Annotated in this window: 20 protein-coding genes; 4 read left to right on the top strand and 16 right to left on the bottom strand. The window is 45.1% G+C overall.

Annotation, left to right across the window (positions count from 1 at the left end; translation table 11 throughout):
* Nucleotides 1-4 precede the first annotated feature (4 nt).
* From dnaB to DXB58_RS02865, 4 genes are all read left to right on the top strand, one after another.
* Nucleotides 5-1,384: a replicative DNA helicase gene (dnaB, locus tag DXB58_RS02880; protein ID WP_122135856.1), complete on the top strand. Its 1,380-nt coding sequence runs from the start codon at nucleotides 5-7 to the stop codon at nucleotides 1,382-1,384.
* 188 nt (nucleotides 1,385-1,572) lie between these two features.
* Entirely contained in the window at nucleotides 1,573-2,079 is a 507-nt protein-coding gene (locus DXB58_RS02875) for an HU family DNA-binding protein (protein WP_004304202.1), read from the top strand.
* A 121-nt stretch (nucleotides 2,080-2,200) separates the two neighbouring features.
* A complete protein-coding gene (locus DXB58_RS02870; RefSeq protein WP_122135855.1) occupies nucleotides 2,201-2,500 on the top strand; it encodes a hypothetical protein in 300 nt (99 codons plus the stop codon).
* Between the two features lie 12 nt (nucleotides 2,501-2,512).
* Nucleotides 2,513-2,962 carry an N-acetylmuramoyl-L-alanine amidase gene (locus DXB58_RS02865; RefSeq protein ID WP_122135854.1) on the top strand — a complete coding sequence of 150 codons (450 nt, stop codon included), beginning with the start codon at nucleotides 2,513-2,515 and terminating at the stop codon, nucleotides 2,960-2,962.
* Between the two features lie 220 nt (nucleotides 2,963-3,182).
* On the opposite strand, the gene DXB58_RS02860 is transcribed toward DXB58_RS02865, so the two are convergent.
* From DXB58_RS02860 to DXB58_RS02785, 16 genes are all read right to left on the bottom strand, one after another.
* The gene (locus tag DXB58_RS02860) at nucleotides 3,183-3,425 is read right to left on the bottom strand and encodes a hypothetical protein (protein WP_122135853.1); all 243 of its coding nucleotides are present in this window, start codon (nucleotides 3,423-3,425) and stop codon (nucleotides 3,183-3,185) included.
* A gap of 281 nt (nucleotides 3,426-3,706) precedes the next feature.
* Nucleotides 3,707-6,274: a zinc-dependent metalloprotease gene (locus DXB58_RS02855; protein WP_122135973.1), complete on the bottom strand. Its 2,568-nt coding sequence runs from the start codon at nucleotides 6,272-6,274 to the stop codon at nucleotides 3,707-3,709.
* A 42-nt stretch (nucleotides 6,275-6,316) separates the two neighbouring features.
* Nucleotides 6,317-7,291 (bottom strand): fimbrillin family protein, encoded by a 975-nt coding sequence (locus DXB58_RS02850; RefSeq protein WP_122135852.1) that lies wholly within the window; start codon nucleotides 7,289-7,291, stop codon nucleotides 6,317-6,319.
* 52 nt (nucleotides 7,292-7,343) lie between these two features.
* Entirely contained in the window at nucleotides 7,344-8,984 is a 1,641-nt protein-coding gene (locus DXB58_RS02845; RefSeq protein ID WP_122135851.1) for a PKD-like family lipoprotein, read from the bottom strand.
* A 9-nt stretch (nucleotides 8,985-8,993) separates the two neighbouring features.
* Nucleotides 8,994-9,719 carry a DUF4843 domain-containing protein gene (locus DXB58_RS02840; protein WP_120079802.1) on the bottom strand — a complete coding sequence of 242 codons (726 nt, stop codon included), beginning with the start codon at nucleotides 9,717-9,719 and terminating at the stop codon, nucleotides 8,994-8,996.
* A 12-nt stretch (nucleotides 9,720-9,731) separates the two neighbouring features.
* Complete coding sequence (locus DXB58_RS02835; RefSeq protein ID WP_122135850.1) at nucleotides 9,732-11,291, bottom strand: RagB/SusD family nutrient uptake outer membrane protein; 1,560 nt, start codon at nucleotides 11,289-11,291, stop codon at nucleotides 9,732-9,734.
* Between the two features lie 8 nt (nucleotides 11,292-11,299).
* Entirely contained in the window at nucleotides 11,300-14,437 is a 3,138-nt protein-coding gene (locus DXB58_RS02830) for a SusC/RagA family TonB-linked outer membrane protein (RefSeq protein ID WP_008999924.1), read from the bottom strand.
* Nucleotides 14,438-14,656: 219 nt separating this feature from the next.
* On the bottom strand, nucleotides 14,657-15,829 hold the full coding sequence (locus tag DXB58_RS02825; RefSeq protein WP_122135849.1) for an iron-containing alcohol dehydrogenase: 1,173 nt from the start codon (nucleotides 15,827-15,829) through the stop codon (nucleotides 14,657-14,659).
* Between the two features lie 62 nt (nucleotides 15,830-15,891).
* Nucleotides 15,892-16,902: a lysylphosphatidylglycerol synthase transmembrane domain-containing protein gene (locus DXB58_RS02820; protein ID WP_122135848.1), complete on the bottom strand. Its 1,011-nt coding sequence runs from the start codon at nucleotides 16,900-16,902 to the stop codon at nucleotides 15,892-15,894.
* 108 nt (nucleotides 16,903-17,010) lie between these two features.
* A complete protein-coding gene (locus DXB58_RS02815) occupies nucleotides 17,011-17,928 on the bottom strand; it encodes a phosphatase PAP2 family protein (protein ID WP_122135972.1) in 918 nt (305 codons plus the stop codon).
* 123 nt (nucleotides 17,929-18,051) lie between these two features.
* Nucleotides 18,052-18,702 carry a CDP-alcohol phosphatidyltransferase family protein gene (locus DXB58_RS02810; protein ID WP_004304216.1) on the bottom strand — a complete coding sequence of 217 codons (651 nt, stop codon included), beginning with the start codon at nucleotides 18,700-18,702 and terminating at the stop codon, nucleotides 18,052-18,054.
* An 87-nt stretch (nucleotides 18,703-18,789) separates the two neighbouring features.
* Complete coding sequence (locus tag DXB58_RS02805; protein WP_008999919.1) at nucleotides 18,790-19,257, bottom strand: GtrA family protein; 468 nt, start codon at nucleotides 19,255-19,257, stop codon at nucleotides 18,790-18,792.
* A 14-nt stretch (nucleotides 19,258-19,271) separates the two neighbouring features.
* Entirely contained in the window at nucleotides 19,272-19,751 is a 480-nt protein-coding gene (locus DXB58_RS02800) for a phosphatidylglycerophosphatase A (RefSeq protein WP_122135847.1), read from the bottom strand.
* A gap of 162 nt (nucleotides 19,752-19,913) precedes the next feature.
* Nucleotides 19,914-21,203 (bottom strand): inositol-3-phosphate synthase, encoded by a 1,290-nt coding sequence (locus DXB58_RS02795; RefSeq protein ID WP_008999917.1) that lies wholly within the window; start codon nucleotides 21,201-21,203, stop codon nucleotides 19,914-19,916.
* Nucleotides 21,204-21,311: 108 nt separating this feature from the next.
* Nucleotides 21,312-23,864 carry a DUF5686 and carboxypeptidase-like regulatory domain-containing protein gene (locus DXB58_RS02790; protein WP_122135846.1) on the bottom strand — a complete coding sequence of 851 codons (2,553 nt, stop codon included), beginning with the start codon at nucleotides 23,862-23,864 and terminating at the stop codon, nucleotides 21,312-21,314.
* A 97-nt stretch (nucleotides 23,865-23,961) separates the two neighbouring features.
* Entirely contained in the window at nucleotides 23,962-25,254 is a 1,293-nt protein-coding gene (locus DXB58_RS02785) for a PAS domain-containing sensor histidine kinase (protein ID WP_117933962.1), read from the bottom strand.
* Nucleotides 25,255-25,265: the final 11 nt, after the last annotated feature.

Raw genomic sequence — 25,265 nt, 5'->3', positions numbered from 1 at the left:
TAATATGAATACCGAAAACAGAGTTTCGCCACAGGCTCCCGAAATAGAAGAAGCCATCATCGGCGCCTGCCTGATAGAGCAGGGAGCCATACCACTGGTAGCCGACAAGCTGCGTCCCGAAATGTTCTATGTCCTGCGGCATCAGGTTATCTATGCCGCCATACTGGCCATGTACCACGCAGGAATGAAGATAGACATCCTCACCGTAAAAGAAGAGCTTTCCCACCGTGGAAAGCTCGAAGAGGCGGGCGGACCGTTCGGCATCACCCAATTGAGCAGCAAGGTGGCAACCTCCGCCCATCTTGAATATCATGCGCAGATCGTGCACGAGAAATACCTGCGACGCGAAATGATTCTGGGGTTCAACAAACTCCTCGCCTGTTCGCTAGACGAAACGATGGATATCGACGACTCACTGGTAGACGCACATAACCTGCTCGACCGTCTGGAAGGCGAATTCGGCCATAACAACCACATGCGCGACATGGATGAACTAATGACCGCCACCATGGTAGAAGCCGAAGGACGTATCGCCAACAACAAAAACGGAGTGACCGGCCTCCCTACCGGACTGGCGGATCTGGACCACATGACGTCCGGACTACAGAAAGGCGAGTTGGTGGTGGTCGCCGCCCGTCCCGGCGTAGGAAAAACGGCATTCGCACTACACATGGCACGAAGCGCAGCAATGGCAGGGTATGCCGTAGCTGTCTACAGCCTCGAGATGCAAGGGGAACGACTAGCAGACCGATGGCTGACAGCGGTCAGCGAAATCAGTGCCCGCCATTGGCGATCGGGAACCGTCAGCCAACAGGAACTCGTAGAGGCACGCACAACAGCCGCTGACCTCAAACGCCTGCCGATACACGTAGACGACAGCACATCGGTCAACATGGAACATATACGTTCCAGCGCGCGACTGCTGCAAAGCCAACATGCGTGCGATGCTATTATTATCGACTACCTGCAACTCTGCGACATGACGACCGGTCAAAACAACCGCAACCGCGAACAGGAAGTGGCACAAGCCACCCGCAAGGCAAAATTGCTAGCCAAAGAACTGAATGTACCAGTCGTATTGCTTAGCCAGCTAAACCGCGAATCGGAAAACCGCCCTGCCGGCCGTCCCGAACTGGCTCATCTCCGCGAGAGCGGAGCTATTGAACAGGATGCAGACGTCGTCATGCTGCTCTACCGTCCCGCCCTTGCAAGGGTGACGACCGACCGGGAAAGTGGTTATCCCACCGAAGGCCTGGGAGTAGTCATCATAGCCAAGCAACGCAACGGAGAGACAGGAAACGTCTATTTCAGACATAATCCGGAAATGACCAAGATCACCGAATATGTCCCTCCGTTAGAGTATATGCTGAAACATGCCAAATAAGAAACAGTTACACTAATAATATACAATTTTATATTACAATATATAGCATAAATCATTTTCTTATTTTATTTCATTATACATACAAAATATATAGCAAAATACTTGACTTTCCCTCTCATATTTCGTATATTTGTAATGTCGTAAGGACAGAGAAAATTTTATTACTTAAACCTTAACTTTTTAATTGTATGAATGTATTAGTGGAGCGCTATCAGCGCAGAAAGTATGTGAATCAACCGGATTCACAGATGTTGTATTATGTACGCCAGAAATCGGGCACAGTGAGAGTGATGGACATCAACAAGCTGGCGGATGCCATCGAAGCGAACTCCTCGCTCACTGCAGGAGACGTGAAGCATGCCATTGAGGCTTTTGTCGAGCAGTTACGCCTATCGCTTACCCAGGGCGACAAGGTGAAGGTTGACGGATTGGGTACGTTCCATATCACATTGAGCAGCGAAGGAGCAGAAAAGGAGAAAGATTGCACGGTGCGCAGCATCCGCAAAGTAAATGTCCGTTTCGTGGCGGACAAGGCGCTTCAATTGGTCAACACGAGCCATGCCACTACCCGAGGCGAAAATAATGTCGATTTTATCCTGGCAGCAAAGGGCGACGGAGAAGGTGACGATGACGGAAATAGCGGTAGCGGTGGAAACAGCGGCGGAAGCGGAGAAGCTCCGGATCCGGCAGCCTAATCTTTAAAAACAGTGCCGCATGGATATTACGGAATGATTTCTACAGTTATTCTCCATGCGGTTTCTGTTTTTTTCTACATTTATTTTTTAATTCTCAATTCTCAATTTTCAATTTATTAAAATGCTCGATAAAATCATAGAGATCATTATGACAATCCTGCCCTTTCTGGGCAGTAACCGCAAAAAGCGCAAAGTAATGGCGCAAGAAGTAAAAGAGTTCAGCGAACTAGTGAAAGACCAATATACTTTTCTGATGCAGCAGTTGGAAAAAGTGTTGAAGGATTATTTCGACCTTAGCTCGAAAGTAAAAGAGATGCATACGGAGATATTCTCATTAAGAGGTCAGCTGGCGCAGTCTGCCACCTTACAATGCATCCATAAAGAGTGCTCGCAACGTAGCGTGGCGGAAACCAGACAATGAACGGTCTTATCCATGAGAACTATCAATCTAATAGTAATCCATTGCTCCGCCACGCGCGAGGACAAGAGCTTCACGGAATATGATCTGGATATCTGCCACCGCAGGCGTGGATTCAACGGAACGGGGTATCATTTTTATATCCGCAAGAACGGGGATATAAAGTCTACCCGTCCGATAGAAAAGGTCGGTGCGCATTGTCGCGGTTTCAACAAGGAAAGTATAGGTATCTGCTACGAAGGAGGGCTCGACTGCATGGGACAACCGAAGGACACACGCACCTGTTGGCAAAAACACTCTCTGCGTGTATTAATTCTCACTTTATTGAAAGAGTATCCCGATTGCCGGATATGTGGACACCGGGATCTTAGCCCCGACCTGAACGGAAATGGCGAGATTGAACCGGAAGAATGGATCAAAGCCTGTCCTTGCTTTAATGCTGAAAAGGATTGGGATAAAGTCTAAAAAAAATTAGCTTTATTACAATTTAGGCACGGATAACACGGATTTCACGGTTGCTTTGGTAAGCATAACACTAACCGTGTAATCTGTGTAATCCGTGCCTAATCTTTATTTAATCTTTAACTTATAATTTTGCAAGACTACTCGTTATTAAAGGTTGTTATATTTTCCACGTAGAAGAAAGACGCAAATATTTGTATCAAGCAAATACTTCTGTACCATTTCAAAAAGCTTCTATATCATTCTTAAACTTACGAGAGGCCTTTATTTCTTCATTCAAGCAATCAACGTCTCCTTCATCTTCCCATACTCCATAAAAGCTACTGGCCGAGGTCTTTTTTTCTTCTTCCTTATTAAGCAACGAATTACTAAGACGGGCAATTAACTCTAATTTAGCTTCATTGCTCAAATCCTTCAACACATTCCAATAGCTGTTCGCATTGGGCAAATTTAATGCATTATCCATATTACCTCCAATCTTTATATAACACAAAGATATGCTTTTCCATTCAAAAAACACAAAGACTTATAGAAAAGTTCATAGCAAATAAGTTTAGAACCGGCGTAATATGTTGTCTAATTTTCCAACGAGGTAAAAGCTGCCTCCCGTTTCTCCAAATTCAAATACAGGTGAATGTATATATTTACAATCAGTAATCTACAAATTAGACGACTTACCATGTACTAACTCCAATCGTACATCGTAAATCGTCTAATCGTAAATGAACTTAGTCGTAAATTATTTTTCTACTTCACCTCAAATGCAGCGTCAATCAATGCTTTCAAGTTCAGATAATGGCTTTTGTATATTCCGCTGGAAGCATTTGCAGCATTGGTCAACTCTCTTTTAAGATCAGTCAGCTGTCCGCGTGCTATTGTCGGTGCTTCGGAAGGAAAATCGAAAGCTACCAGAGAATAACCACCCAGACTTCCGAGCGAACCGGAGCTGTTCTTCGGTTTATCAAGCATTCCGATCAGCGCATTAACATAAGTTTTCTGCAAACTACGCTGGGAAGCATTCGGTTTCTTTCCTCCCTGCATATCGCTCCAGATACTCTTTTTCAAATCACGGAACAGATCATTGGCCGTATATGCTTTCGCACCGTTGACCAGTTCGTTATCCATCATCTTATCGAGCGTGCGGCTGCTAAGCAGCTGTTTCAATGTACTGCTCTGCACACGATAGATCGAATTGAAAGTATTGATACCTGTTCTTTCGGACAATTTATCATCCATCAGCCAAGTCGGTGTAGTAAACAGTTCCTTGTTCAGGAAGTCGACTGCTTTCTTCTGAATATCTTTCGGAACATATTCCACCGCTTTCATGTCTGTCTGTTCCACAGAAATCGGATTGTGGTAGATACCGGCCACATTGGTAGCCACATGCCCCATGTACAAGTCGAATTGTCCCACCACATTCTGATACAAACGGACAGCTTTCATATAACCTTCGTTCGGTTCATAAGTCCAGTTCATGATTTCAGGCATCACGCGTTTCAGGTTTTTGATACCATACGAACTTGCCAGCATGGCATCGTCTCCCAAATCCTCACTCTGATTGCGGGGATCGTTTCTGTCGAGTTCCGTTCCGAACGTATAGCGTTTGTCCTCCCGCAGCTTCTCAATGATCCACTTATTCAAATGAGGTATTTCGGCTTCCGCCGTTTCATATTCAGGCATCCAACGATAGCCCCATTCAATCGCCCATTTATCATACATACCGATACGGGGGAATATTCCCGAACGTGAAACGTTGTCTTCCGGCTGTGCCACATAGTTGAAACGTGCATAGTCCATGATAGACGGTGTATGACCGTTGGCTTCCACCCAAGCTTTGTCTCTAAGTTTCTCTACCGGGACGGTATTGGAAGAACCGAAGTTATGACGTAATCCTAATGTATGTCCCACCTCATGGGAAGATACAAAGCGCACCAGTTCGCCCATCAGCTCATCGTCAAACATCGGTTTGCGTGCTCCCGGATCAATGGCTCCCGCCTGCACGATGTACCAGTTGTAAAGCAGGCTCATCACATTGTGATACCAGTTGATATGCGTTTCAAGAATTTCACCGCTGCGAGGGTCGTGCACGTGAGGTCCGCTTGCGTTCGGAATATCGGAAGGCTTATACACGATAGCCGAATGGCGGGCGTCTTCCAAGCTCCAGGTAGGATCGTCCGTCGGTGCTTCTTTGCCGAAGATTGCATTTTTGAATCCTGCTTTCTCAAAAGCGGCTTGCCAGTCGTTCACTCCCTGAATAAGGTACGGAACCCATTTCTTCGGAGTGGCAGGGTCGATATAAATGATAATCGGTTTCTTGGGTTCCACCAATTCGCCACGCAGGTATTTCTCGCGGTCTTCGTCTTTGGGTTCGAGACGCCAGCGGGTGATATTCGCTTTATACTTCACTCCTTGCGGATTCTCGTCAAAGTCCTTATAGCTCACAGCAAAGTAACCTACCCGGTCGTCGTGCAATCTCGGTTTCATCGGTTCCTTGGGAAGTAATAGCATAGAGCTGTTCAGTTCGTAAGTCAACGGAGTGGTAGAGGTGGCAAAGAAAGCTGCCAGCAGTTTCTCAAGTCCACTGCCTCCTCCTTTCTTCCGCTGGAAGGTACGCACGGTACGTATTTCGATGTTTTGCGGGAAGGCTTTCAGTGTGTCGATATAACTGGCGTCGTCTACCATGCTGCTCGCTCCGATGTTGTCTTTCACCCGGCTGGTGAATGAAAACATTTCGTTGTCCTTACGGATATAGTCGGTCATGTCGATCACATAGTTGGTAGTTTCTCCTTCTTTACGGACAGTTTTCAGCGGGAAGGTGGCCACAATGGGTTGAACATTGGAGTTCAATACGGCCTGATACATACCCAGTGTGTCAGCAGAATGTTCGAGATAAGAGATTTCACGCACGAACAGTTTGTCGCCGCGTCCTTTCTCGAAACGGATCACTTCGTCGCTGATGTAATCTCCCGGATAGCCTACTTTACGTTTCTGCGCGTCTACCGGTGCTTTCACAACTCTGTTCACAATCAAAATATCACGTCCGAAAAGAGAATCGGCTATTTCGAAGAAATATTTACCATCTACGTAATGCACTTTGAAAAAGCCGTCCATTGTTTTGGCTTTGCCGGTGATTACTTTTGCGTAAGGTTGCAGAGCATCTTTCTTACTCTTGGCAATGGAGTCAGCCTTGGCTTTATCCACCGCTTCCGTCTTGCTCTTCTTTTTCTTCTTTTTCTTGAAGATGTCCGTCGATTGTGCTCCGGCCAATGGGATAATCATTGCCAGAATCATCAGAATTGAAACTAATTTCTTCATGCTTTCTTTTTTAATATTTATATACAGATACAAAGATAATAATTATTCGATACCGGCAATATCTTTCATATTCAGGTTATTATCCGTCGACCAGAAACCTGTTTTAGGTTTGCCTGAAGTCGTATATTCCTGTCCGCCGATTGTCAGCGTAAATTTATAGGTATAATTCATTCCCTCTTCAAAGGGAACGGCAACCATCATGTAAGCAGTTTCCAGTGAGGCCGGAAGCCCGAAAGCCGGAAATCCGGCATTTACCACCAGTCCGTCGGGAATGTTATAAGTGACGCTGTTCAAAGGAGTACCACTGATTTCACCGGTAGCCAGATTAACGGTAGCTCCGTCTGCATAAGACAGGGGATGTTCGTCGCAGGTTACCACAATTTTAGTGCAGGTTTTTCCAGCTAAAGCATCGGGACATTCCAGTGCGGGCAAGGTGAGCTGTGAAAACAGAGATTTGAATTCTCCCAAAGCAACCGTAGCTGCCGAATAACTGGAAGTGGTGGCCGAAGCGTATGCAAAGCTATATTTACGATTAGGCATAAATTCGGATGCATAGTATTCCTGCACTGAAATGTTTGGCAAGGCTACCGTTTTGTAATCTTGTGAAGCTGCACTATAAGGGGTATATGCATAAATCGTGTGATCGCCACTTTTAAATCCTGCAGACAGTTCGGAAGAAGGATTCAAAGTCACTTCATCAGTTACATAATCCTCTTTGTCATAGGTGATGTAAGTCTTGCCCTCATATTCCATTATAGTAGCTTTGGCTACTTCCGACGGAGCATACGGCAAGTTTTCCTGCGGCTTGCCGTCAGACAATACGTATATTCCTATCTTGTCCGCTTCAATCCATCCCTGGCTTCCATGAGAGTACACATTATAGGCACCGGAAACAGCTATTTTTCCTACTACAGGAATGTCTATATCTTCTTCTTCACCATCATCATCGCTGCTGCAACTTACTGAAGACAACGCCAAAGCCACACAAGTGGCAAAATAAAACAGTCTATTTTTCATACTTTTCTCGTTTTAAATGATTAATTATTTACTGATAGGTTATTTTCTTTTTCTAATATTCTCCTTCATAGTTCGTGCACCACACCATCCCTTTCACATCGCCAAAACCGGTGAAAGTCTGTAACTTCAGATCGGGTGAGAAACCTTCGAAAAGGCGTACCATCTGACTCTTGTTTACGTCAATGACGGTGATATTTCCATTTTCTTGCGAAAGCGCCAGCCGGAAGTTAGGATCAGTGCTATTCCCTCCGTAGCCATAGAACTCGCAAACAACGGGGCTTCCGCTGATGCCGGTGATACGGCTGTCCGCTGTGTAAGCCAATACGTGATTGCGCATCTGCATACTGTACACATAGAGGTTCTTATCTCCATCGGTAAAGTAGAAATAGGGATTCTTCTCAAAGTTGGAGGACATCTTGATTATGCTTTGCGGAGTCAACAAAGAGCCGCCACTGAATCCGTATTGGTCTGTACCGGTGATAAGGTGGGAGTTATTATCCATTCCTTTCACGGCAAACTCATGCAGATTATAATTCCCGGTTCCCTGCACGTCGATCAATGACACATAGTTTGCCCAAAAAGTCAATCCGCCATTGGAGGCAACATCTATTTTTTCGTAAGCACCTATGGCAAGGCAGCGGGTTCCCGCTCCCATATCGTTCACCCGCAACACTCCGGAGGGTACTTCCAAATCCTGATCGTATGTTTTGAAGTAGACAATGGCGGGAGTATAAACTGCGCCCCATTGTGAATAATGTGCAATACCGATGAAACGGGCATTCTGCTCATCATACAAGATGCAACGTTCTTCATCGGCACACCAATAAGTGACATTGTGGAACGGTGCGAAGCAAGTGATGCGGCTGCCTCCCTCAAACTCATACGGCATGGCACCGTACTTCCCGTAATAAGGAATCGCTTTATTGTCACTGCCTACGGTACGGATATATACTTCTCCCTGTTCGGAACAAATCACGTAATATTCTTCTTTGAAAGCGAAGTCCATTATCTTCAAGTCATCCGGTTCTTTACGGTTCTCGAATTCGTCGGCAAGCCACATATCCTTTTGCAACGAATTACCGTCCAGCGTGACACTTCCACTGCCCTGATTTATCAGGACTTTCGGTAAGCCCGAAACGTAGGAACCGGAGATAGAGCCTAATACATAATAGTAGTAGATTCCCCGCGGATCCGTACCTAAACCGCCTTCGATGGTGCTCTCCACATTGTGCGTCACCCGAAAGGCCGGATTGATGAAAGACAAGGCAGATTTTCCGTCTCCCTTATCAGAGAGAATCATCCAGCCCCAGTCGAAACTATTCTTTCCCGTCAGGGTGTATTTATTGCTGATATACGTTTCATTCGTTTCCTTATTGATTACTTTCAGTATCAGTTCGTATGTTCCGCCTTTCTCGAACTGGTATTTCAGATGATAGCCAGTGTAGATCAGTTCACGGTTCAAGTACCATTGGACGGTGAAAAGTTCGTCTACGTTTCCGATGTCGGTTGAGAAGTTGATGGGAGCATCCATCTCGAAAAGGTCGCCTACCATAAATGTGTAGTCCGACGAAGCGGAGTTCACAAAAGAGACTTTGGTAGAGTTTGTATAGTCATAGTTTCCCAAATCGTCATAACAGCCGGTTATCACGAGAAGCTGCAGGATTGAAATGAATAGTATTGTTTTTCGCTTCATAGTTTATTGTCAGTTATCGAGAATGGTTTCATACAGCGGTGTCACTCCATCTGTATCATAATATTGGTAATTGCCTTGCTGCCACTGGTCTTTCCACCAAGCCTTGAAGTCGGCTATCAGATTGACAAACTCAATGCCGGTGTATTTATCCAATGATTCGAGTATCTCGCCATCCATGAAAATGATAAAAACACGGTATTTCATATCCGAGTATACTCCCAGATTGGCCGCTGAACTCTGGCTCCACCACACAGGGCAGGAAATCCGGTCGGTCACTTGAATCGTGACGTATTGATATTCTGCTGGGCCTACCAGACAGTTTTCCACTGCATCCAGCGAAAGGGTAAGTGTATATTCTGTGTTGAGCAGTGCTTCATTACGATAGACGGTGACTTCGTAGGTGTCTTCTGCCAGTCCTCTATGGAAGATGCCGGAAGTCAAAGGGGCATAATCGATGCCGGAACGGGCGGTGCTCTTCTCTCCCACTGCGGAAATATCACAGGTAGCATTTTCTTCGAGCAGGTAGCCAAGAAGTGTCATTTTCACTTTCACGGTTCCTTCCCGAAGCAAGGGTGCATCCGTAGCAAAATTGAATGTTATTTTCTGGGGAGACTTATCGTTCATGTAAGTAAAATAGACGTAGTTGTCTCCATGATAAACTTCCAGTTGCTCTTCGCTGCAGGAGGCGAAAACAAGCAGCAGGCAGAAGGTGGTATATGTCAATATTCGTTTCATCTTATCCGGGCATTAGTTGGTTGTTTCACTGGTAGGCAATGGAAGTACATAAGAACCTGTCATGTTGATTTCTCCTTCCTCGTCGGAATCGGGCACGGTGGAGAGGTTCATCCGTTTGTAGGTGTAGAAGGTTCCACCTTCGCCTATCATTTCTTTCCGTATATCGAGCAGTATTTCGGCATCCAGTTGTTCACGGGTGCTGACTGTCAGACTAAGGGTACGTTCAGCTCCACGGGCTTTTCGAACTGTTTCGAGGTAGTTGATTCCTTCGGTTATCTTGCCATTATAGCTACTGATCTCCGCCAGGATATGACAGATTTCACTGAACCGGATCACTGGTATCATCGGATTCTCCATTGCTTCTACTACTGATTCTACGGAAGGGTTATACTTCAGTGTGTAATACTTCGACTGGGTTTCATTGGTAGTCCCGATCAGGTAGGTGAGCCGATAGTCGGTATATACACCCGTGTTGTCCGAAGCAAACAGGGAAGGGATATTTGCCAACGGCAAACGGGTGGTTGACGAAGAAGAGGAAGAGCCCCATACGGCCTGTTCATAATCCGTAGCCAGCTGTTTCTTGTACAAGCCGAACAATATGTCGTGGGAGACTTTTGTATATCGGGAATTGAGATTGCAGGTAATGTTCTCTCCTTCTGTAAAGCCTATCCACCGTTTCTGCTGATAATAGGTGTTGTAAAGTTCTTTGGCGGCTGTCTCGGCATTCTTGTAGTAGGCAGGACCGGCATAGATGCAGACACGGGCTTTCAACCCCAGCAATGCCAGATAGTTGAAGCGGATGCCACGATACCAGAAGAATGCTCCCATATCGTCTATATAGGAACCGGAGTTGAAGCGGTAGCGGGCATTCCATTCGGGAGTAGGTTCGTACATTTGTGAAGCGTACATCGCTTCGGGATGGTATTCGGTGTCAAACTTACGCAGAATGTCTTCCGCTTCGAGCAGGTCTTTCAGGACTTTCTCAATAAAATCGGTAACGGTGCATTTTTCTACCACTGCAGCTTCGTATTTATCGCGGTAAGGAAGATAGGTGCCCGAAGGATTGGTTGCCGTTGCAGGAGCAAACAAGCGAAGCAGGTCAAAATGCATCATGGCTCTTAATGACAAGGCTTCGGCGTAAATGAGGTTTTTCTCTTCTTCTCCGTATTCGAACAAAGAGATGTCCGTGGGCCGGATGTTCTCGATGAGCTTGTTCAGGTTGGCTATCACTTTATAGCCTTTTTCCCAGATAGCTGTCACGACGGGTTCGGTGTCGACCGTGTTATAGATAAGTTCGGAAGCGTCGGCATACATCGGAGAGATGGTTCCGGCCTTTTGATTGTATTGCTGGGAGATGGCACTAAGGAATCCCCAGCTTAGTTGCTTACCGTAAAGTTCGTCGGACGCCAGATTGGTGTAGATACCATTCAGGGCATTCCGGTAGCCGAAACCGGTGGAAAACAGATCGTCGTCGGCTATCGCATTTTCTGGTGTTACGTCCAGCCAGGCATTGCAGGAAACGGCTAACATTCCTGTCAGGGCTATTAGTATATGGCTGATTAGTTTCTTCATTTGTATGGTTAGAATATGATGTTAGTAGTCAGATTGAATGAACGCGAATAAGGATAATCCAGTCCCCGTTCCTGACGGATGGTAGACCAATAGAACAGGTCGTTCATCGTGAACGAAAGACGCAGGCCGGACAGATGGAGTTTCTTTAATTGTTCGGGACGGAAATTGTAGCTCATTGTTAATGAACTCCATTGCAGGGTATTGTTTTTCTGTACAAAACGCGAAGATGCGCCGGTGGTGACATTACGGTCACGAATATCTTTCATGGTGGTTATGTCTCCCGGTTTCTGCCAACGGTCGAGCAATACCCGCTTATCTACATTGTCATTTTTAATGTCGGCATTCTCTACATAGGAGACGAGGGTATTGTTGTAAGCATCTCCACCAAAAGTATAGAGGAAAGAAGCAAACATGGATAACTGTTTATAGGACAGGGTATAACCGAATGAGCCTTGTCCCTTGGGAGCTGTATCGCCAATAATGGTCCATTCGTCGGCAGACCATACATCGGTAACGTCACCATTCCGGCGAAGGTAGATTTCTTTGCCGTTTGTGGGGCTGATTCCCAATGACTTCATCCCGTAGATAGAGGTCAGAGAGGCTCCTTCGTAATATTTCAGGTATGTTTTAGCATATTTTGAATCGGAGCTGCTTTCGGGGTTATATCCGCTGAACAGTTCTTCCACTCTTTTATTATAGTCGCGCATTGCCTGGGAGATTTCAACAATCGTGTTTTTGTTTCTTGCAAAGCTGCCGTAGAGCTGGAAGAGCCAGTTTCTGTCACTGTAAAGTCGTGCCCGCAGTTCCAGTTCGACGCCGGTGTTTTTCACCTTTCCCATGTTTTCTTTGTAGGAGGTGAATCCGGTAGAGGAAGGGATGGTATAATCGGTTATCAGGTCGATGGTACGCTCGTCGTAGGCAGAGGCTTTCAGATAGATTTTATCGTGCCACAGTCCGATTTCAACTCCATAGTCGAGGGTGTATTTACGTTCCCATTTCAGGTTCGGATTTCCCATCTGATAGAGGAATACACCGTAGCCTGTGGGATACCAGCTGTCTGTTTGCAGCTGATACATATCTTTGGCCGAATAGAGGGAGAAGTTGGTCTTTCCGGTCAGTCCGTAGGAGGCACGGAACTTCAACATGGAAAAGAGTTCATTCGACTTCATAAAATCATAATTATGAATGTTGATTCCTGCTCCTGTTGACCAGAACATGGACCATCTTTTATCGGAACCGAATTCGGAAGAACCGTCGATACGTCCTGTAAGGTCGGCGAGATAGATATTGTTGTAGGTGTAGTTGGAAGTGAGCAAGGCTCCTACCAAGCGGGTGGTATTATCGGAGCTGCTGGGCTTTCCGTATACTTCTGCCGCATAGTTTGAAGAGACAAGGTCGCCACCCGGAAATCCCCGGTAACGTGTTTCGGAAGCAGTGCTCTGCGTTTGTCTCATGTTGGAGGACAAGCAGATATTGAGATTGTGTCCCTTGAAGGTATTGTTGTACATGAGTGACAGGCTTCCGTCTATCACTGTTCTCTTTTGTGTGGATTCTGTTTTTTCACCATTGATGTTGCCTGTACTGGCTGAATAACTGGCCGATGCGGGATCTTTGTACAGATCACCGGTAGAATTTCTCATCAGGACGGAAAACTGACCGCGCAGACGCAGACCGTCGGTGATACGCCAATTCAGACTAAGATCATCGGTTACTTCATCATAACCCGAATGGTCGAAGCTGTTGTAGAAGTTGATTTCGTACAGTGGATTTACTTGTGTGCCGCTAGCCCCGTCGAACTTTTCGAGACGGCGGACATAATCGCCATTTTCATCATACAGACGCATATAAGGAAGTAAATGGGAGTAATCGCTGAATGAATTGAAGGGGACATCTGTACTTTTGTTATAAGTGTAGGTCACTTTGTTCTTTATTTGTAGTCCGCCAATGCGGTAGTCTACATAAAAAGCGGCATTGGCATTCTTACGGGAAGAGTGTTTCATCACTCCTTCTGTTCCTCTGAATCCCAGTTCCACTCCCCAGCGCACGTCGTTTTCTCCACCGTCTATGAAAACGGAATGTTTATGGTTCAGAGCCGTACGCAGTCCTTGAGAAAGCCAATAGGTATCGACACCTGTCAGTACATTATTGAGTCGTTGGTAGTAACCGTTGGTATAGGGGTCTATTTCCGGGGTGTTGCTGTCATATAGTCCTGCCAGGCGTTCGGTTTCCAGCTTCTCACGGGCGTTCATCAGATTGTAGGAGGATAAATCCGGCAGTTCGGCAGAAAGTACTCCGGAATACTGTACACGGAACTTTCCGGCTTCGGGTGCACGCCGTTCAATGACAATTACTCCGTTGGCCGCACGTGAACCGTACATGGCAGTGGCGGCAGCATCTTTCAGGATATTGATGCTGTGGATGCTATTCATATCGAGGTCGTATATCTTTTCTACATCGACTTCAAAGCCGTCCAGGATAAAGATGGGCAGGTTGGAATTACCGCTTAGCACTTCCCGCGAAATAGAGGAGGTGGAGGTCTGCCCGAGTGTCGTTTCTCCAATACCGGTCTGACCACGCAAGACGAATTGAGGCAGGCTATTGGGATCGGAACCTGCTGCCAGATTCTCTTGTATTCGGAAAGAGGGATCGAAAGTCTGGATGGCCGAAATCAGGTTGTTCGGGTTGACTTTTAGCAGGTCTTCTTTCTCTATCTTTGTGGTATTTCCTGTGAAACTTTCTTTCTGTATGGAGTTATAGCCGGTTACAATCACTTCCTGAATACTTTCGGTAGCTTCTACCATCTGCACATCGACTTTCTGCCGGGAAGTGACTTTGATTTTACGGGTTTCGAAACCGATGTAGGAATAGATAACCAGACCGCCTTTTTCGGGCAGGGTCAATACATAGCAACCGTTTATATCGGTAATTACACCAGTAGAATGACCATCCAAACGAATCGTCACTCCTACCATCGGTTCTTTAGAGAGTTTCTCAATCACCCGGCCATAAACATAATTTCCGTGTGGAGGAAGAAGATATGTCTCTTTTGAATTATTTTTGTTTTGGGCTATTGCATTAGTAGATAGTGATAAAATGTATACAAACAGTAAGATTCTATTCAAAGCCCCGGAATTTAGCTTTTGCATAACGGATATATATAGTTATTACACCCGCAAAAGTATTCTTATATAATAGACGGAGCAATCACGAATTTTAGGTATTTTACACAACTATTATACCAAAATATAATTAAAGCAAAATCTTTTTGCTTCTGTTTAGGTATTAATCAATAGCAAAAAGAATAACTGCATCATTTATCCTCTATCAAAAGGCAAATGATGCAGCTGTCGGTTATATCTGTTTTTTTATAATGCCAGACGGTATATCTCTTTGCTGTCCTGTTTCGCTAATTTGACATAGTTGCCTACCAATTCACCTTTATTCCGGTGCAGACTATCTGCAAGGCGGTCGATGTCGGGATTCTCAATGCCAAGTTCTTTGAAGGTCACAGGCAGGCCGATGGAAGTAAAGAAAGATTTCAGACGGGAAATTCCTTCAAGGGCTACCGCTTTTTTATCGTCTGATTCTGCCACTCCCCACACTCGGATGGCGTATTGGGCTATCTTATCCACATTGTGTTCTGTCATCCATGTCATCCAGGCAGGGAAGATTACGGAGAGTCCGGCACCATGAGTCACGTTATAGATGGCGCTGATTTCATGTTCGAGGAAGTGGGAAGCCCAGTCCTCTTCACAACCTACACCACAGGTTCCATTGTGGGCGATCGTTCCGCACCACATCAGATTGGCACGGGCTCCGTAGTTTTCAGGTTCTTTCATGACGGTAGTTGCCTCTTTGATGATGGCAAGCAGGGTACCTTCGCACAGGCGATCGCCTATTTCTACATCTTTCGTGTTGGTGAAATAGCGTTCCATGATGTGTGCCATCATATCGGCAATGCCGCAGGCGGTTTGGAAAGGAGGAAGTGTGTAGGTCAGCTCGGGGTTCATCACGGCAAAAACAGGACGTAGTACACCGGGAGCACGGAGGCTTAATTTCTGTAAGCCATCGACTTTCGTGATGACGGTGTTACCGGAACCTTCGCTTCCGGCAGCAGGAATCGTTAACACAACGGCTACTTTCAATGCTTTCGTCACAATGGCTTTTCCGATGTAGAAATCCCAGAAATCTCCGTTGTAAGGAACTCCGGCTGCAATGGCTTTCGCCGTATCAATCACAGAGCCACCACCAACGGCGAGCATCATGTCTACGTTTTCTTTCCGGCAGAGGTCGATTCCTTCATACACTTTCGTGTCTATCGGGTTAGGCTGTACACCGCCCAGCATACAATAGGGAATACCTATTTCCTGCAATGATTTCTCAACACGGGCCAATAATCCGCTGCGTATCACAGAGCCACCACCATAAACAATCATTATTTTGCGTGCACCGTATTTCTGTACTAACACTCCGGTCTGCGCTTCCGTATCCCGACCGAACACGAATTCAGTAGGGCTGTAAAAGATAAAATTATTCATTGTCGTTTTCTTTATAGGTCTTTTTATATAGATCCTTTTATAAGTCAGACAAAGTTATAAATTTAAGCAGAATATTTTTCTTTTGATTGTTTAAAGTTTCCTACTTTCATCAGTGCAAGTCCGATAACAATCCAGACCATTTCGCGTACACGGGTAATCAAAGCGGCATAGACTCCGTAAGCTCCGGAAAGGGAAAGGCCGCCTACGGCGAGGGCAAAGCCACCTTCACGACCTCCCAATTGCATAGGCAGGAAAAACAGCAGATTAGCAAGTAAAGAAGAGAAAGCCGCAATCAAGCAGCAGTCGGCAAAGCTGACATGGGTGGTCAGCACGTTCAGTATCAGCCATATTTCAAGACAACTGACTACACGGGCGGTATATTCCAGTAAGAGGGCGCTATAAAAGGTTTGTTTCTTTTGTTGGTGGAGAAGGGCAATTTGTTTGTCTATATTCTCCAACTTCTCTTTATGCGCGTTTGCAAAATGAAATACTTTCTTTTTCAGAAAAGGAATACGACCACCCATACGGACAAAAGCCACAGCCATCCCCTGCCGATAGCCTTTCATAAAAAGAATAACAATCAGCAAGCAAAAGACAGTAATAGCTCCTAAGATTATCCCCATCATCCACCCCACCGGATAGAGACAAACGTAAAGCAACACTGAACTTAACCAAAAGCAAAAGTGGGAAAAGATATGCATCATCACATAAAGAATCACGGAAGAGGTGGCGCGTTCTATTCCTATATAGGGTTTCAGCTCCATAATGCGATATGGTTCGCCTCCCATCAGCCCAACAGGAGTCACGTAATTAAGCGCAAAACCTGTTACCGTGAATTTGTAGAGCCGGACAAATGAAAACCCCGTCTTACCACCACTACGGATGATGATGTACCACGATACTGTATTAATAAGGTAGACAAACAGCCATAGCAACAAAACCAAAGGTAAATATACCCCTGCACGCTTCAAATTCAGCCAAAGCTCCTGATAATCCATATCAAAAGTGAATATCATTATCAGAACGGCAATGATACCAAAAGCGAGAAATATATTACGGTACTTGTTCTTCACTATTTGTGAGACTTATATCTATTTTTTATATGGGTATATATCTGCTTTTATATGAGTATATACTTGCTTTTTGTATGGGTATATATCTCACTTTATTCACATATAATCTTACTTTATATACGTATAATATCTTTCGAAGAATCTTTTGAACGCCGGGATTCTCATCAATATGTATTCGAATATCAGCCAACCGATTAACGCGCAAGAGATGCCAAGTAATACATCAATGATATAATGATGGCATGAATAAATAGCTGTTCCCCAAATGCCGACCATGATAATAGAGAAAAGAGTAACCACATACCACCTGCATTTACCAATAATGGCATACACCAATGCAACTACCATATAGGCCGCATGCAGTGAAGGCACTGCCGCAAAAACATTAGCATTACGCCCGTAGATAGAATCAAAGATGGTTACTCCGAAGAATGCATCAAAGCGTCCCAATCCTGCAACATTACCCGGTGTGTTTAATATCGGTTCGAAACCGTAGTTGATGGCATACCAAGGCGGAGCGGCCGGATGAATATAATAACCGGCAAAACCAATCAAATTGACAAACAAGAATACTAACGCAAAGCGAAGGTAGGTTTTTCTTTCCTTCTTGAAATACAGGCAAAGACCGAACAGGATGGGAACGGGAACCCAACAAAGGTAGAAGATTCCGGCAAAAACGTCCGCTATCGGCCAGTTGTGTGCAGCGAAGTATTCGCAAGGAGTAACCAGAAGACCATTATCCATTACTCCGAAAAGAGACTTTTCGAGATTATACAGTCCAGCCACATCAATCGGGTTCACTTCGTAGTTGGGGCAAATACGCATCCAGTCATACGAGATTCCAAAAATGGCGAAAGGTAACAGGGCCACAGCCAACTTACGAGTAGGTAATCCGGCAAAAAATAAAACTAAATAGAGTACCGCCATTAACAGGTGCTCGGAACGAAGCCCGATGAAGATACTTGTCAGCAAAAGGAAAAGAGCCATAATGACTGTCACAGTCAGGGCTTCTCTCTTCGACGGCATTTGAATATTCTTTATCATTATAATGTTTTGATTAGACAACTAGACTATTTACTATTGGACTATTTACGATGTACTATTTAGGATGTACGATGTAAATAGTAAATCGTCCAACAATAAATTAATTCATTCTTTCATCGCTTTGTAGCAATGTCTCACACGAGCAAATGCCGTGATATTGGCAAACAGGGCAACAAAAGCCAGAGGAACAATCATAATCAGGATTGGTTCGAAAACGGTGATATCTTTGAAAACGCCACAGAACAAAGCTCCGAGACTGGTCAGCACTACGCGTTCCGGACGTTGCATGAATCCGACTTTACATTCAATTCCTAAGCCTTCGGCACGGGCACGCACGTAGCTTACCATCAGTGAGCCGATTAGTGCCACAAATGCAATGAGTGCATAAAGGAAATAATCTTTCATTGATAAATAGTAACAGATACCAAAGAAAGTCATCAATTCACTGTAACGGTCGAGTACTGAATCGTAAAGCGCACCGAACTTGGAACTCATGTTGCCTAGGCGAGCTACACGTCCGTCCATCATATCGAACAGTCCGGCAAACAAAATCACACCTCCTGCCCAGCCGATAATGGCCAAATCGTTCTGTCCGCCATATATGCCGGCATATACAAACATACCTGCCGCTACTACATTCAGGATAAATCCGGTAGTGGTGATAAAGTTAGGAGTGATTCCTATTTTAATCATTCCGCGTATCAGGGGATTGATAATCTTATAAATCAACTGTTGTAAATAATCTCTGTAATTCATCTGTTTAAATCTGTTTATAGCTATTTTTATCTAAATCTTCTGTTTTCTCAATCAGTTCTTTCAATCGATTTTTTCAATCTGTTTTTTTCAGTTTCTTTTTCCGAATAAACTTCTTATATCTATATTCCGGTAAACAAAGACACGCTGCATATTATAGTTCCAGAACAATGCCACGATGATTGCTACTACCACTTTAGGAATAATGAAGAAATCTCCGAAATACAGGCTAAGCGTATCACGTACCCAGGGAATCTTTGCTAATGATTCTGTCAGTGCATACGTGCCCCACGTGTTTAGCCAAACGCTACAAATCCATACAAGGATAAACTTTGCAGCGACATTCGTTTTCTTTCCTTTCGATTTAAAGGTCCATTTATAGTTGATAACACAATTGACGATTCCTCCATAGATAGCCCCCGCCAGGGTGGCATATACATAGTAGACTTCAAATAGCCTGACCAGAAGAATCGTAACGAGAAAGTCTGCAATAGTTGCCATTTGAGCAGAAAGCTGCGCCCTCAAGAACATGAAGATGCCACCTTTCTGGGAAATCATCCGTGCAACTCTTTTCAGCCAATCACCCATCTTGCTCCCACTAACAAAATAAAACTATACACTCCCGCCAAAACGTCGTCCATCATCACACCTACTCCACCTTTCAGGCTTTCCATACGGCGTATGCCCAATGGCTTGGCTATATCAAAGATACGGAACAGGGCAAAAGCCGCAATCACGTACCAGAACCAACGATCGTCATTGGGAACGGCCAATAACGGTATCCATACTCCTACCATCTCGTCCACTACCACACGCGAAGGATCTTCCCCCCAATAAGTTTCCAGTTTATTGGCAGCCCAAATGCCGGCGAATGTAAATACAATCACCAAAGCGGCGGTCAGCCATAATACAATAGGGAAAGGAAGGAGGAAATAAAATGCAATCCAAATGATAGAAGCCAGTAACGCCCCAGCCGTGCCGGGAGCAAAAGGAGAAAAACCGGAGCCAAAGCCCGTGCCTATAAAAACAGGTAGAAAGGGAGGACGCTTCATTTATTACTAATTACTAATTACAAACTACGAGTCGGTTATGCCATGAATTCCCGAATGTGATCGGGAATTTGTACAATAAAAAAGTAAAAGTTGAGGTTGAGCATCCACCAGTCTTTATAGGATGGTAAATCTCAATCTCAACTTATTATTTGGGGTTACTGATTAAGCTAAGTAATCAGGTTCTTTTTCACCAATCATGTTACGCAATGTCTGTTTTACCATTCTCCATTGTGTAAACAAGTCGTGTTCGGGCTGATGTTCGAAATCGTGCATCGGGCTCTTGCAGAAGAATGACAACCAAGTCTGGATGCCGCACATGCCTGCACGCATAGCCAAGTCACTGAACAACACAAGGTCAAGAGCGATAGGAGCTGCAAGGATAGAGTCGCGGCAAAGGAAGTTCACCTTGATTTCCATCGGGTAGCCCATCCATCCGAAGATGTCGATATTGTCCCATGCTTCTTTGTTGTCTTTGCGAGGAGGATAGTAGTTGATACGTACTTTATGATAAACGTCTCCGTAGAGATCCGGATATTTTTCGGGTTCGAAGATAGTATCGATTACAGACAGCTTGCTGACTTCTTTTGTCTTGAAGTTATCCGGATCATCGAGTACTTCACCGTCACGGTTACCGAGGATATTGGTAGAGAACCAACCGTTCACACCCAGCATACGGGTCTTGAACATCGGAGCCAATACGGTTTTCATCAGTGTCTGACCACTCTTGAAGTCTTTACCAGAGATAGGTACATTCTTTTGTTTAGAGAATTCCCACATAGCAGGAGTATCTACACACAAGTTAGGAGCACCCATTACGAACGGAGCGTCTTCTGCAATCGCAGCATACGCATAACACATACTCGGAGAAATCACTTCAGTGTTGTTTTCCTTCATTGCTTTCTCTAAAGCAGCGAGTGACATGTGTTCGTCAGACAACGGAATGTAAATTTCAGTACTTGCAGCCCAGAGTACAACTACACGTTCGCAGTTGTTAGCAGCTTTGAAGTCGCGGATATCCTGGCGAAGTTGTTCTACCATTTCCCAACGGGTAGCGGCCTTCTTAATGTGCGTACCATTCAGACGTTTTGCCCAGTTGTGATCGAAAGCAGCCGGCATCGGTTTGATAGCTTCCAATTCTTCTTTCACTCCGTTGAGGTCTTTTTCTTTCAAAACCTCGGCGTACATAGCAGCTTCGTATGCGTTGTCCGGGAAAATATCCCATCCTCCGAAAACAATGTCTTCCAAATTCGTCAAAGGCACAACGTCCTTGATGAGTTTTTCTTCGTTGTTCTCCATGCGCATTGTGGCTAACTGGGTAATAGATCCTATCGGTTTTGCCAGTCCCTTGCGAGAGGCTAGTGTACCTACAATCATCGTGGTAGCTACCGCACCACCCACTCCAACTACCAGTACGCCAAGACGCCCGGTAGCGGGTTTAATTTCTTGTTTCATTTCTATTCTATTAAAATTAAACTAAAATTGATGCAAAAATAAGATTAATTAATTACTAATACGGTCTTTATTTGTCATATAAACATTGCAATTAGCAGGATTTAACTTTTAAAAGGTCATGTGGAGACTTATTCTCAAGCCTGATTTGTCAATCCCAGGAGAATCACGATAAGTGAGCCTCCAGACATAGTCTAAACGTAACACCTTGAAAATGTTTTCGATACCGACACCCGCCTCCACGTAAGGTGTTTTTCCCATTGTTTGCGTATTTTCTATCGGAAAAGCGAACAAACCGTCACTCAAAGCTGGGTTGTTTTTATCGCTCAAATGCCCATATAGTCCCCGACAGGAAACTATTTCCCTCCATTTGAGTTTTTTCAACAACGGAACGCGGTTGAACAGCCATCCGTTGAGGAAATACGTAACATCCCACGAGAAATATTCATCGTTCATGAACTCCATCGCATTCATCAACGAGTAGGATTCAGGTTGGATGGTATAAGAAAGGTTGGCATTAGGCATGATTAGCAACGGAAAAGGAACTTTGTCCCACACTTTTCCGGCTTTCAGGATAATATCCGTATAGCCGAATGCGGAAAACCAGAAGCGTTTCTGAATACCGGCCTCGGTATGATTGTAGGTGTAATCGCTACCCAACACGCCTTTTCCGGCAAGGGTATGAGACAGGGTAAACACCGGTGCATCCAATGACACAGGGAAACGGTTCCATTGGGTCTGGAAGAATTTCTCGTTCGGAGCATAACGCAGTTTTAACTCTGCCGCACTGATAGAGAAATCTTTGACCGGAGTGTACGCATCTCCTTCCTTTTTTAAGAAAGGGATCAGGTAAGAGGACTCATCTTTTCGTGTACGTGCCGTTAACTGGAAAGAAAAGCCGGAGTAGAATTCATTGGTATAGGTCATCTCCGCTTGCCGGAAATAGCCGATACGGTCGTCTTTCTCACGTTTCAAGGCTAGGAACACGTTGTCTTTGCTTGTGTACAGGTAGTTTTGCCCGTACTGGTTCACATCTGATTCGTAACGCAATTTCAGAGAATGGATGGGAAATTCATTGGCGTATTCTTTTTTCTTCTTGAACGAATATTCCAGTTCCGCCAATCCTTTCACTCTTTCATCTTTAAAACCGTAAGCCACATATCCTTTGCCAAAGAGGTGCGGATTGAGCCAGGCGGTTGTCATACCTCCGGCACGAATGCGGGGACCTTCCAATGTATTGCCGCTGATGGTTGCATTCATCGGGCCGATATAGAAAAGGGGGGCTTCTTTGGAGGTAGGGATATATCCCGTGAAGAGAATGGAAAGTACTTTTTCCGTCCAGTAATATACCGGATAGCTGCGTAATTGCGTCATCAGGCGGTCTACCGAGTTCTCCTGTTGGGAAATGGCGGCTTGCGGACGGTTCTCCGCCCAGAATGTTTCGGGGCGAGACAAGGCTTCGGTTTCTTCGATGATGCGTTCGGGCTTGGTGAAAGCTTTATCGGCTTCAGCAGTCGGGGTAAAGGTATAGTTGCTGTAATCTGCCACACGGCGGGCAAAAATACCATCCTGCCCTTCGGTCAGTTTAAACTCAACAGTGATGCTTTCGTGGTCGAGCAAGCGGGTACCGTCTTCGGCACGCTTGAATTCCTGCTCGAGCAACATATAATCCACAAAGTTCAGGTTTATCTTTTTGGGGAAGTTGAATACGGCACGTTTGACAAAATAAGTAGAGTCGAGCACCACATAGAGATGTCCGTTGAAACCGAAAGACTCGGAATTGAATGGTGTAAAAGCTAGGTCTACACAGGGTTCTCCGGCAATCTGTAAGGTATCCATCAGGTAATATTTGTAGAAGCCTGTGCCGATACGGGACAATGGACTGACAAACTTATTCGTGAACAAGGAGATATTATTTTCGTAGATGTCCACGTCTTTAAAAACTTCATTGATGGCAGCCTGCATCCCCTGTTTGGAGAGAAATTCATCGACACCGGCCTGTTTACGCCCTTTCACCCATTGCTTCTCGGAACGGGGAGATTTCCGGTAATAGTCTGTGGCAAGCAGTTCGCGGGCTGATACTGTCAGAATCGGTTTACCGGTGACGGCAGAAGTGTCTACGTATTCGGTAAGGAAATCAAATTTGCGATATAGCCATTTCTTCTGTTTCTCTTCATCGAAATTGTTCAATGCGAAAGTGGTCTTTTCATAACGTTCGCGTTGCCAGAAGTCTTTTTCGTAGGGGGAATGGTTGTCACGGCTTTCAATCATGCGGCGCACAAACTCTACGGCCGGATTATCTTTCTTCCGGTAGTGCTCGCGCTTAGGTTTTACCACTACTTCGCCGAGGGCATATTCGGTAGGCGAAAGCGTCACTTTATACGATGCGTTACGGGCAGGACGGATGGAACGGATATAGTCATTATAACCGATTACAGAGATGACAAGCACTGCTTCGGAACGGTTGGTTTTGAAATAGAAACGTCCGTCGCTTCCGGTAGTAGTTCCTTCTGTCGTGTCTTTTAAGCGTACAGATGCATAAGGCAAAGGCTCTTTGGTCAGAGAATCAGTCACCACCCCTTGTACCACATACTGCGCACTTAGCGGAATACTGATAGCCAATAAAAGAAAGAGCGTCAATGTGCCTTTTTTCATTAATCTCATACCTTAAATCCTATTGAATTGAGCGGGGCAAAGGTATGAGTGATTTTAAGACAAAAAAAGGTCTATTTGATGGAAGAAATGTTCTTATTTGACACAATTAGGGGAAAATAATGCGGAATCGGGTCAGGCCGTCGGCATAGGTTCGCAAAGAGAATGTGCATCCATGGCGCATCAGGACTTCACGAATAAAGATAAGTCCGATTCCCTGGCCGTTCGGTTTGGTGGAGAAGAAAGGGCTGAACAGTTTAGCTTCTGTTTCCTTGCTGATTCCCTGGCCGTTATCTATCACTTCAACAGTGGCGGGAGAGATAGTACGGACTATTATTTCTCCATCGGCTTCAATGCTCTCCGCTGCATTTTTGATAATGTTTACGAGTACTTGTTCAAACAGAGCAGCATCCAGCATAACGTCTTTCAGGCTTTCATCTATTTCCATGCGAAGGGCGATATGACGGTCATTACACATTCCTTCCATAAAGCGTTTGCAGGTGAAAACCAAATCATTTAGATTGACAGAAGAAAGTGTCGGTTCGGGGATTTTCACAACGTCGGCAAAACGGGTGATGAAACGACTCATCGAGAAACAACGGTCGGTACACACACGCATTACATCGCAAATGTCATCCATTCCTTCTTCGCTGGAAAGGGCTTGTTCTACCGTATCCAGTGTAGAAGTGATGCCGGCAGTCGTGTTGTTCACTTCGTGAGCAATCATGCGGATTACTTTCTCATAGGCTTTCTTTTCCGCTTTCATCACTTCGTCGGTAAGGGTTTCCACCAAATAGAAAGGGTGCTGGAATCCACGGTCGATGAAAGAGGAATGAGTGCACCGGTAGATATTCGAGTCGTTCAGACGGACGGTAACCGTCTCTCCTTTCGGAAGGCTGGACAGTTCCACCGCCAACGGAGAATCAATCTCTTTCATCTTCTTGCCTTGTACATCTTCCAGACGAACGCCCAGCATCTTCAAAGCCATCGGGTTCAGTTCCGCAAGGTCTTCATCAAGGGAGGTGATGATAACTCCCATCGGAGAAGCCTTAATCAGCAGATCAAGAAAGTTATTCTGCTCACGCAAGCGAAGACGTTCATTCTTGAGCTGTTCCATCATGCGGTTGAAGATATTCACCACACGATCGGCTTCATATTGTCCTACAGGACTAAGACGGCTACTGAAATCCTGCTCACGCAGCAGTTCCATACCACTTCCGATGGTATTCAACGGTTTCACTATCTTACGATAGAAGAAGGTCAGATAAAGCAGGATAAAAAGCACCAGTCCCTCTCCTATGTAGAAAAAGAGCGCGTTCATCTGACTGGAGAGATAGAGCAATATACTACCCAATGCCAGCAACAGAATGACAAGTATGTAAAAAAGTCCTTTTATACGCACGTTTATCTGTA

Source organism: Bacteroides sp. OM05-10AA (assembly GCF_003439055.1).
Lineage (GTDB): Bacteria > Bacteroidota > Bacteroidia > Bacteroidales > Bacteroidaceae > Bacteroides > Bacteroides intestinigallinarum.
Note: the sequence above shows the minus strand (reverse complement) of the source record. Positions and strands in the feature narration are given on the sequence as shown.

Excerpts from the sequence above, each read along its gene's own strand:
- dnaB (WP_122135856.1), top strand. The coding sequence starts at position 5 with ATGAATACCGAAAACAGAGTTTCGCCACAGGCTCCCGAAATAGAAGAA.
- DXB58_RS02875 (WP_004304202.1), top strand. The coding sequence starts at position 1,573 with ATGAATGTATTAGTGGAGCGCTATCAGCGCAGAAAGTATGTGAATCAA.
- DXB58_RS02870 (WP_122135855.1), top strand. The coding sequence starts at position 2,201 with ATGCTCGATAAAATCATAGAGATCATTATGACAATCCTGCCCTTTCTG.
- DXB58_RS02865 (WP_122135854.1), top strand. The coding sequence starts at position 2,513 with ATGAGAACTATCAATCTAATAGTAATCCATTGCTCCGCCACGCGCGAG.
- DXB58_RS02860 (WP_122135853.1), bottom strand. The coding sequence starts at position 3,425 with ATGGATAATGCATTAAATTTGCCCAATGCGAACAGCTATTGGAATGTG.
- DXB58_RS02855 (WP_122135973.1), bottom strand. The coding sequence starts at position 6,274 with ATGAAGAAATTAGTTTCAATTCTGATGATTCTGGCAATGATTATCCCA.
- DXB58_RS02850 (WP_122135852.1), bottom strand. The coding sequence starts at position 7,291 with ATGAAAAATAGACTGTTTTATTTTGCCACTTGTGTGGCTTTGGCGTTG.
- DXB58_RS02845 (WP_122135851.1), bottom strand. The coding sequence starts at position 8,984 with ATGAAGCGAAAAACAATACTATTCATTTCAATCCTGCAGCTTCTCGTG.
- DXB58_RS02840 (WP_120079802.1), bottom strand. The coding sequence starts at position 9,719 with ATGAAACGAATATTGACATATACCACCTTCTGCCTGCTGCTTGTTTTC.
- DXB58_RS02835 (WP_122135850.1), bottom strand. The coding sequence starts at position 11,291 with ATGAAGAAACTAATCAGCCATATACTAATAGCCCTGACAGGAATGTTA.
- DXB58_RS02830 (WP_008999924.1), bottom strand. The coding sequence starts at position 14,437 with ATGCAAAAGCTAAATTCCGGGGCTTTGAATAGAATCTTACTGTTTGTA.
- DXB58_RS02825 (WP_122135849.1), bottom strand. The coding sequence starts at position 15,829 with ATGAATAATTTTATCTTTTACAGCCCTACTGAATTCGTGTTCGGTCGG.
- DXB58_RS02815 (WP_122135972.1), bottom strand. The coding sequence starts at position 17,928 with ATGCCGTCGAAGAGAGAAGCCCTGACTGTGACAGTCATTATGGCTCTT.
- DXB58_RS02810 (WP_004304216.1), bottom strand. The coding sequence starts at position 18,702 with ATGAATTACAGAGATTATTTACAACAGTTGATTTATAAGATTATCAAT.
- DXB58_RS02805 (WP_008999919.1), bottom strand. The coding sequence starts at position 19,257 with ATGATTTCCCAGAAAGGTGGCATCTTCATGTTCTTGAGGGCGCAGCTT.
- DXB58_RS02800 (WP_122135847.1), bottom strand. The coding sequence starts at position 19,751 with ATGAAGCGTCCTCCCTTTCTACCTGTTTTTATAGGCACGGGCTTTGGC.
- DXB58_RS02795 (WP_008999917.1), bottom strand. The coding sequence starts at position 21,203 with ATGAAACAAGAAATTAAACCCGCTACCGGGCGTCTTGGCGTACTGGTA.
- DXB58_RS02790 (WP_122135846.1), bottom strand. The coding sequence starts at position 23,864 with ATGAGATTAATGAAAAAAGGCACATTGACGCTCTTTCTTTTATTGGCT.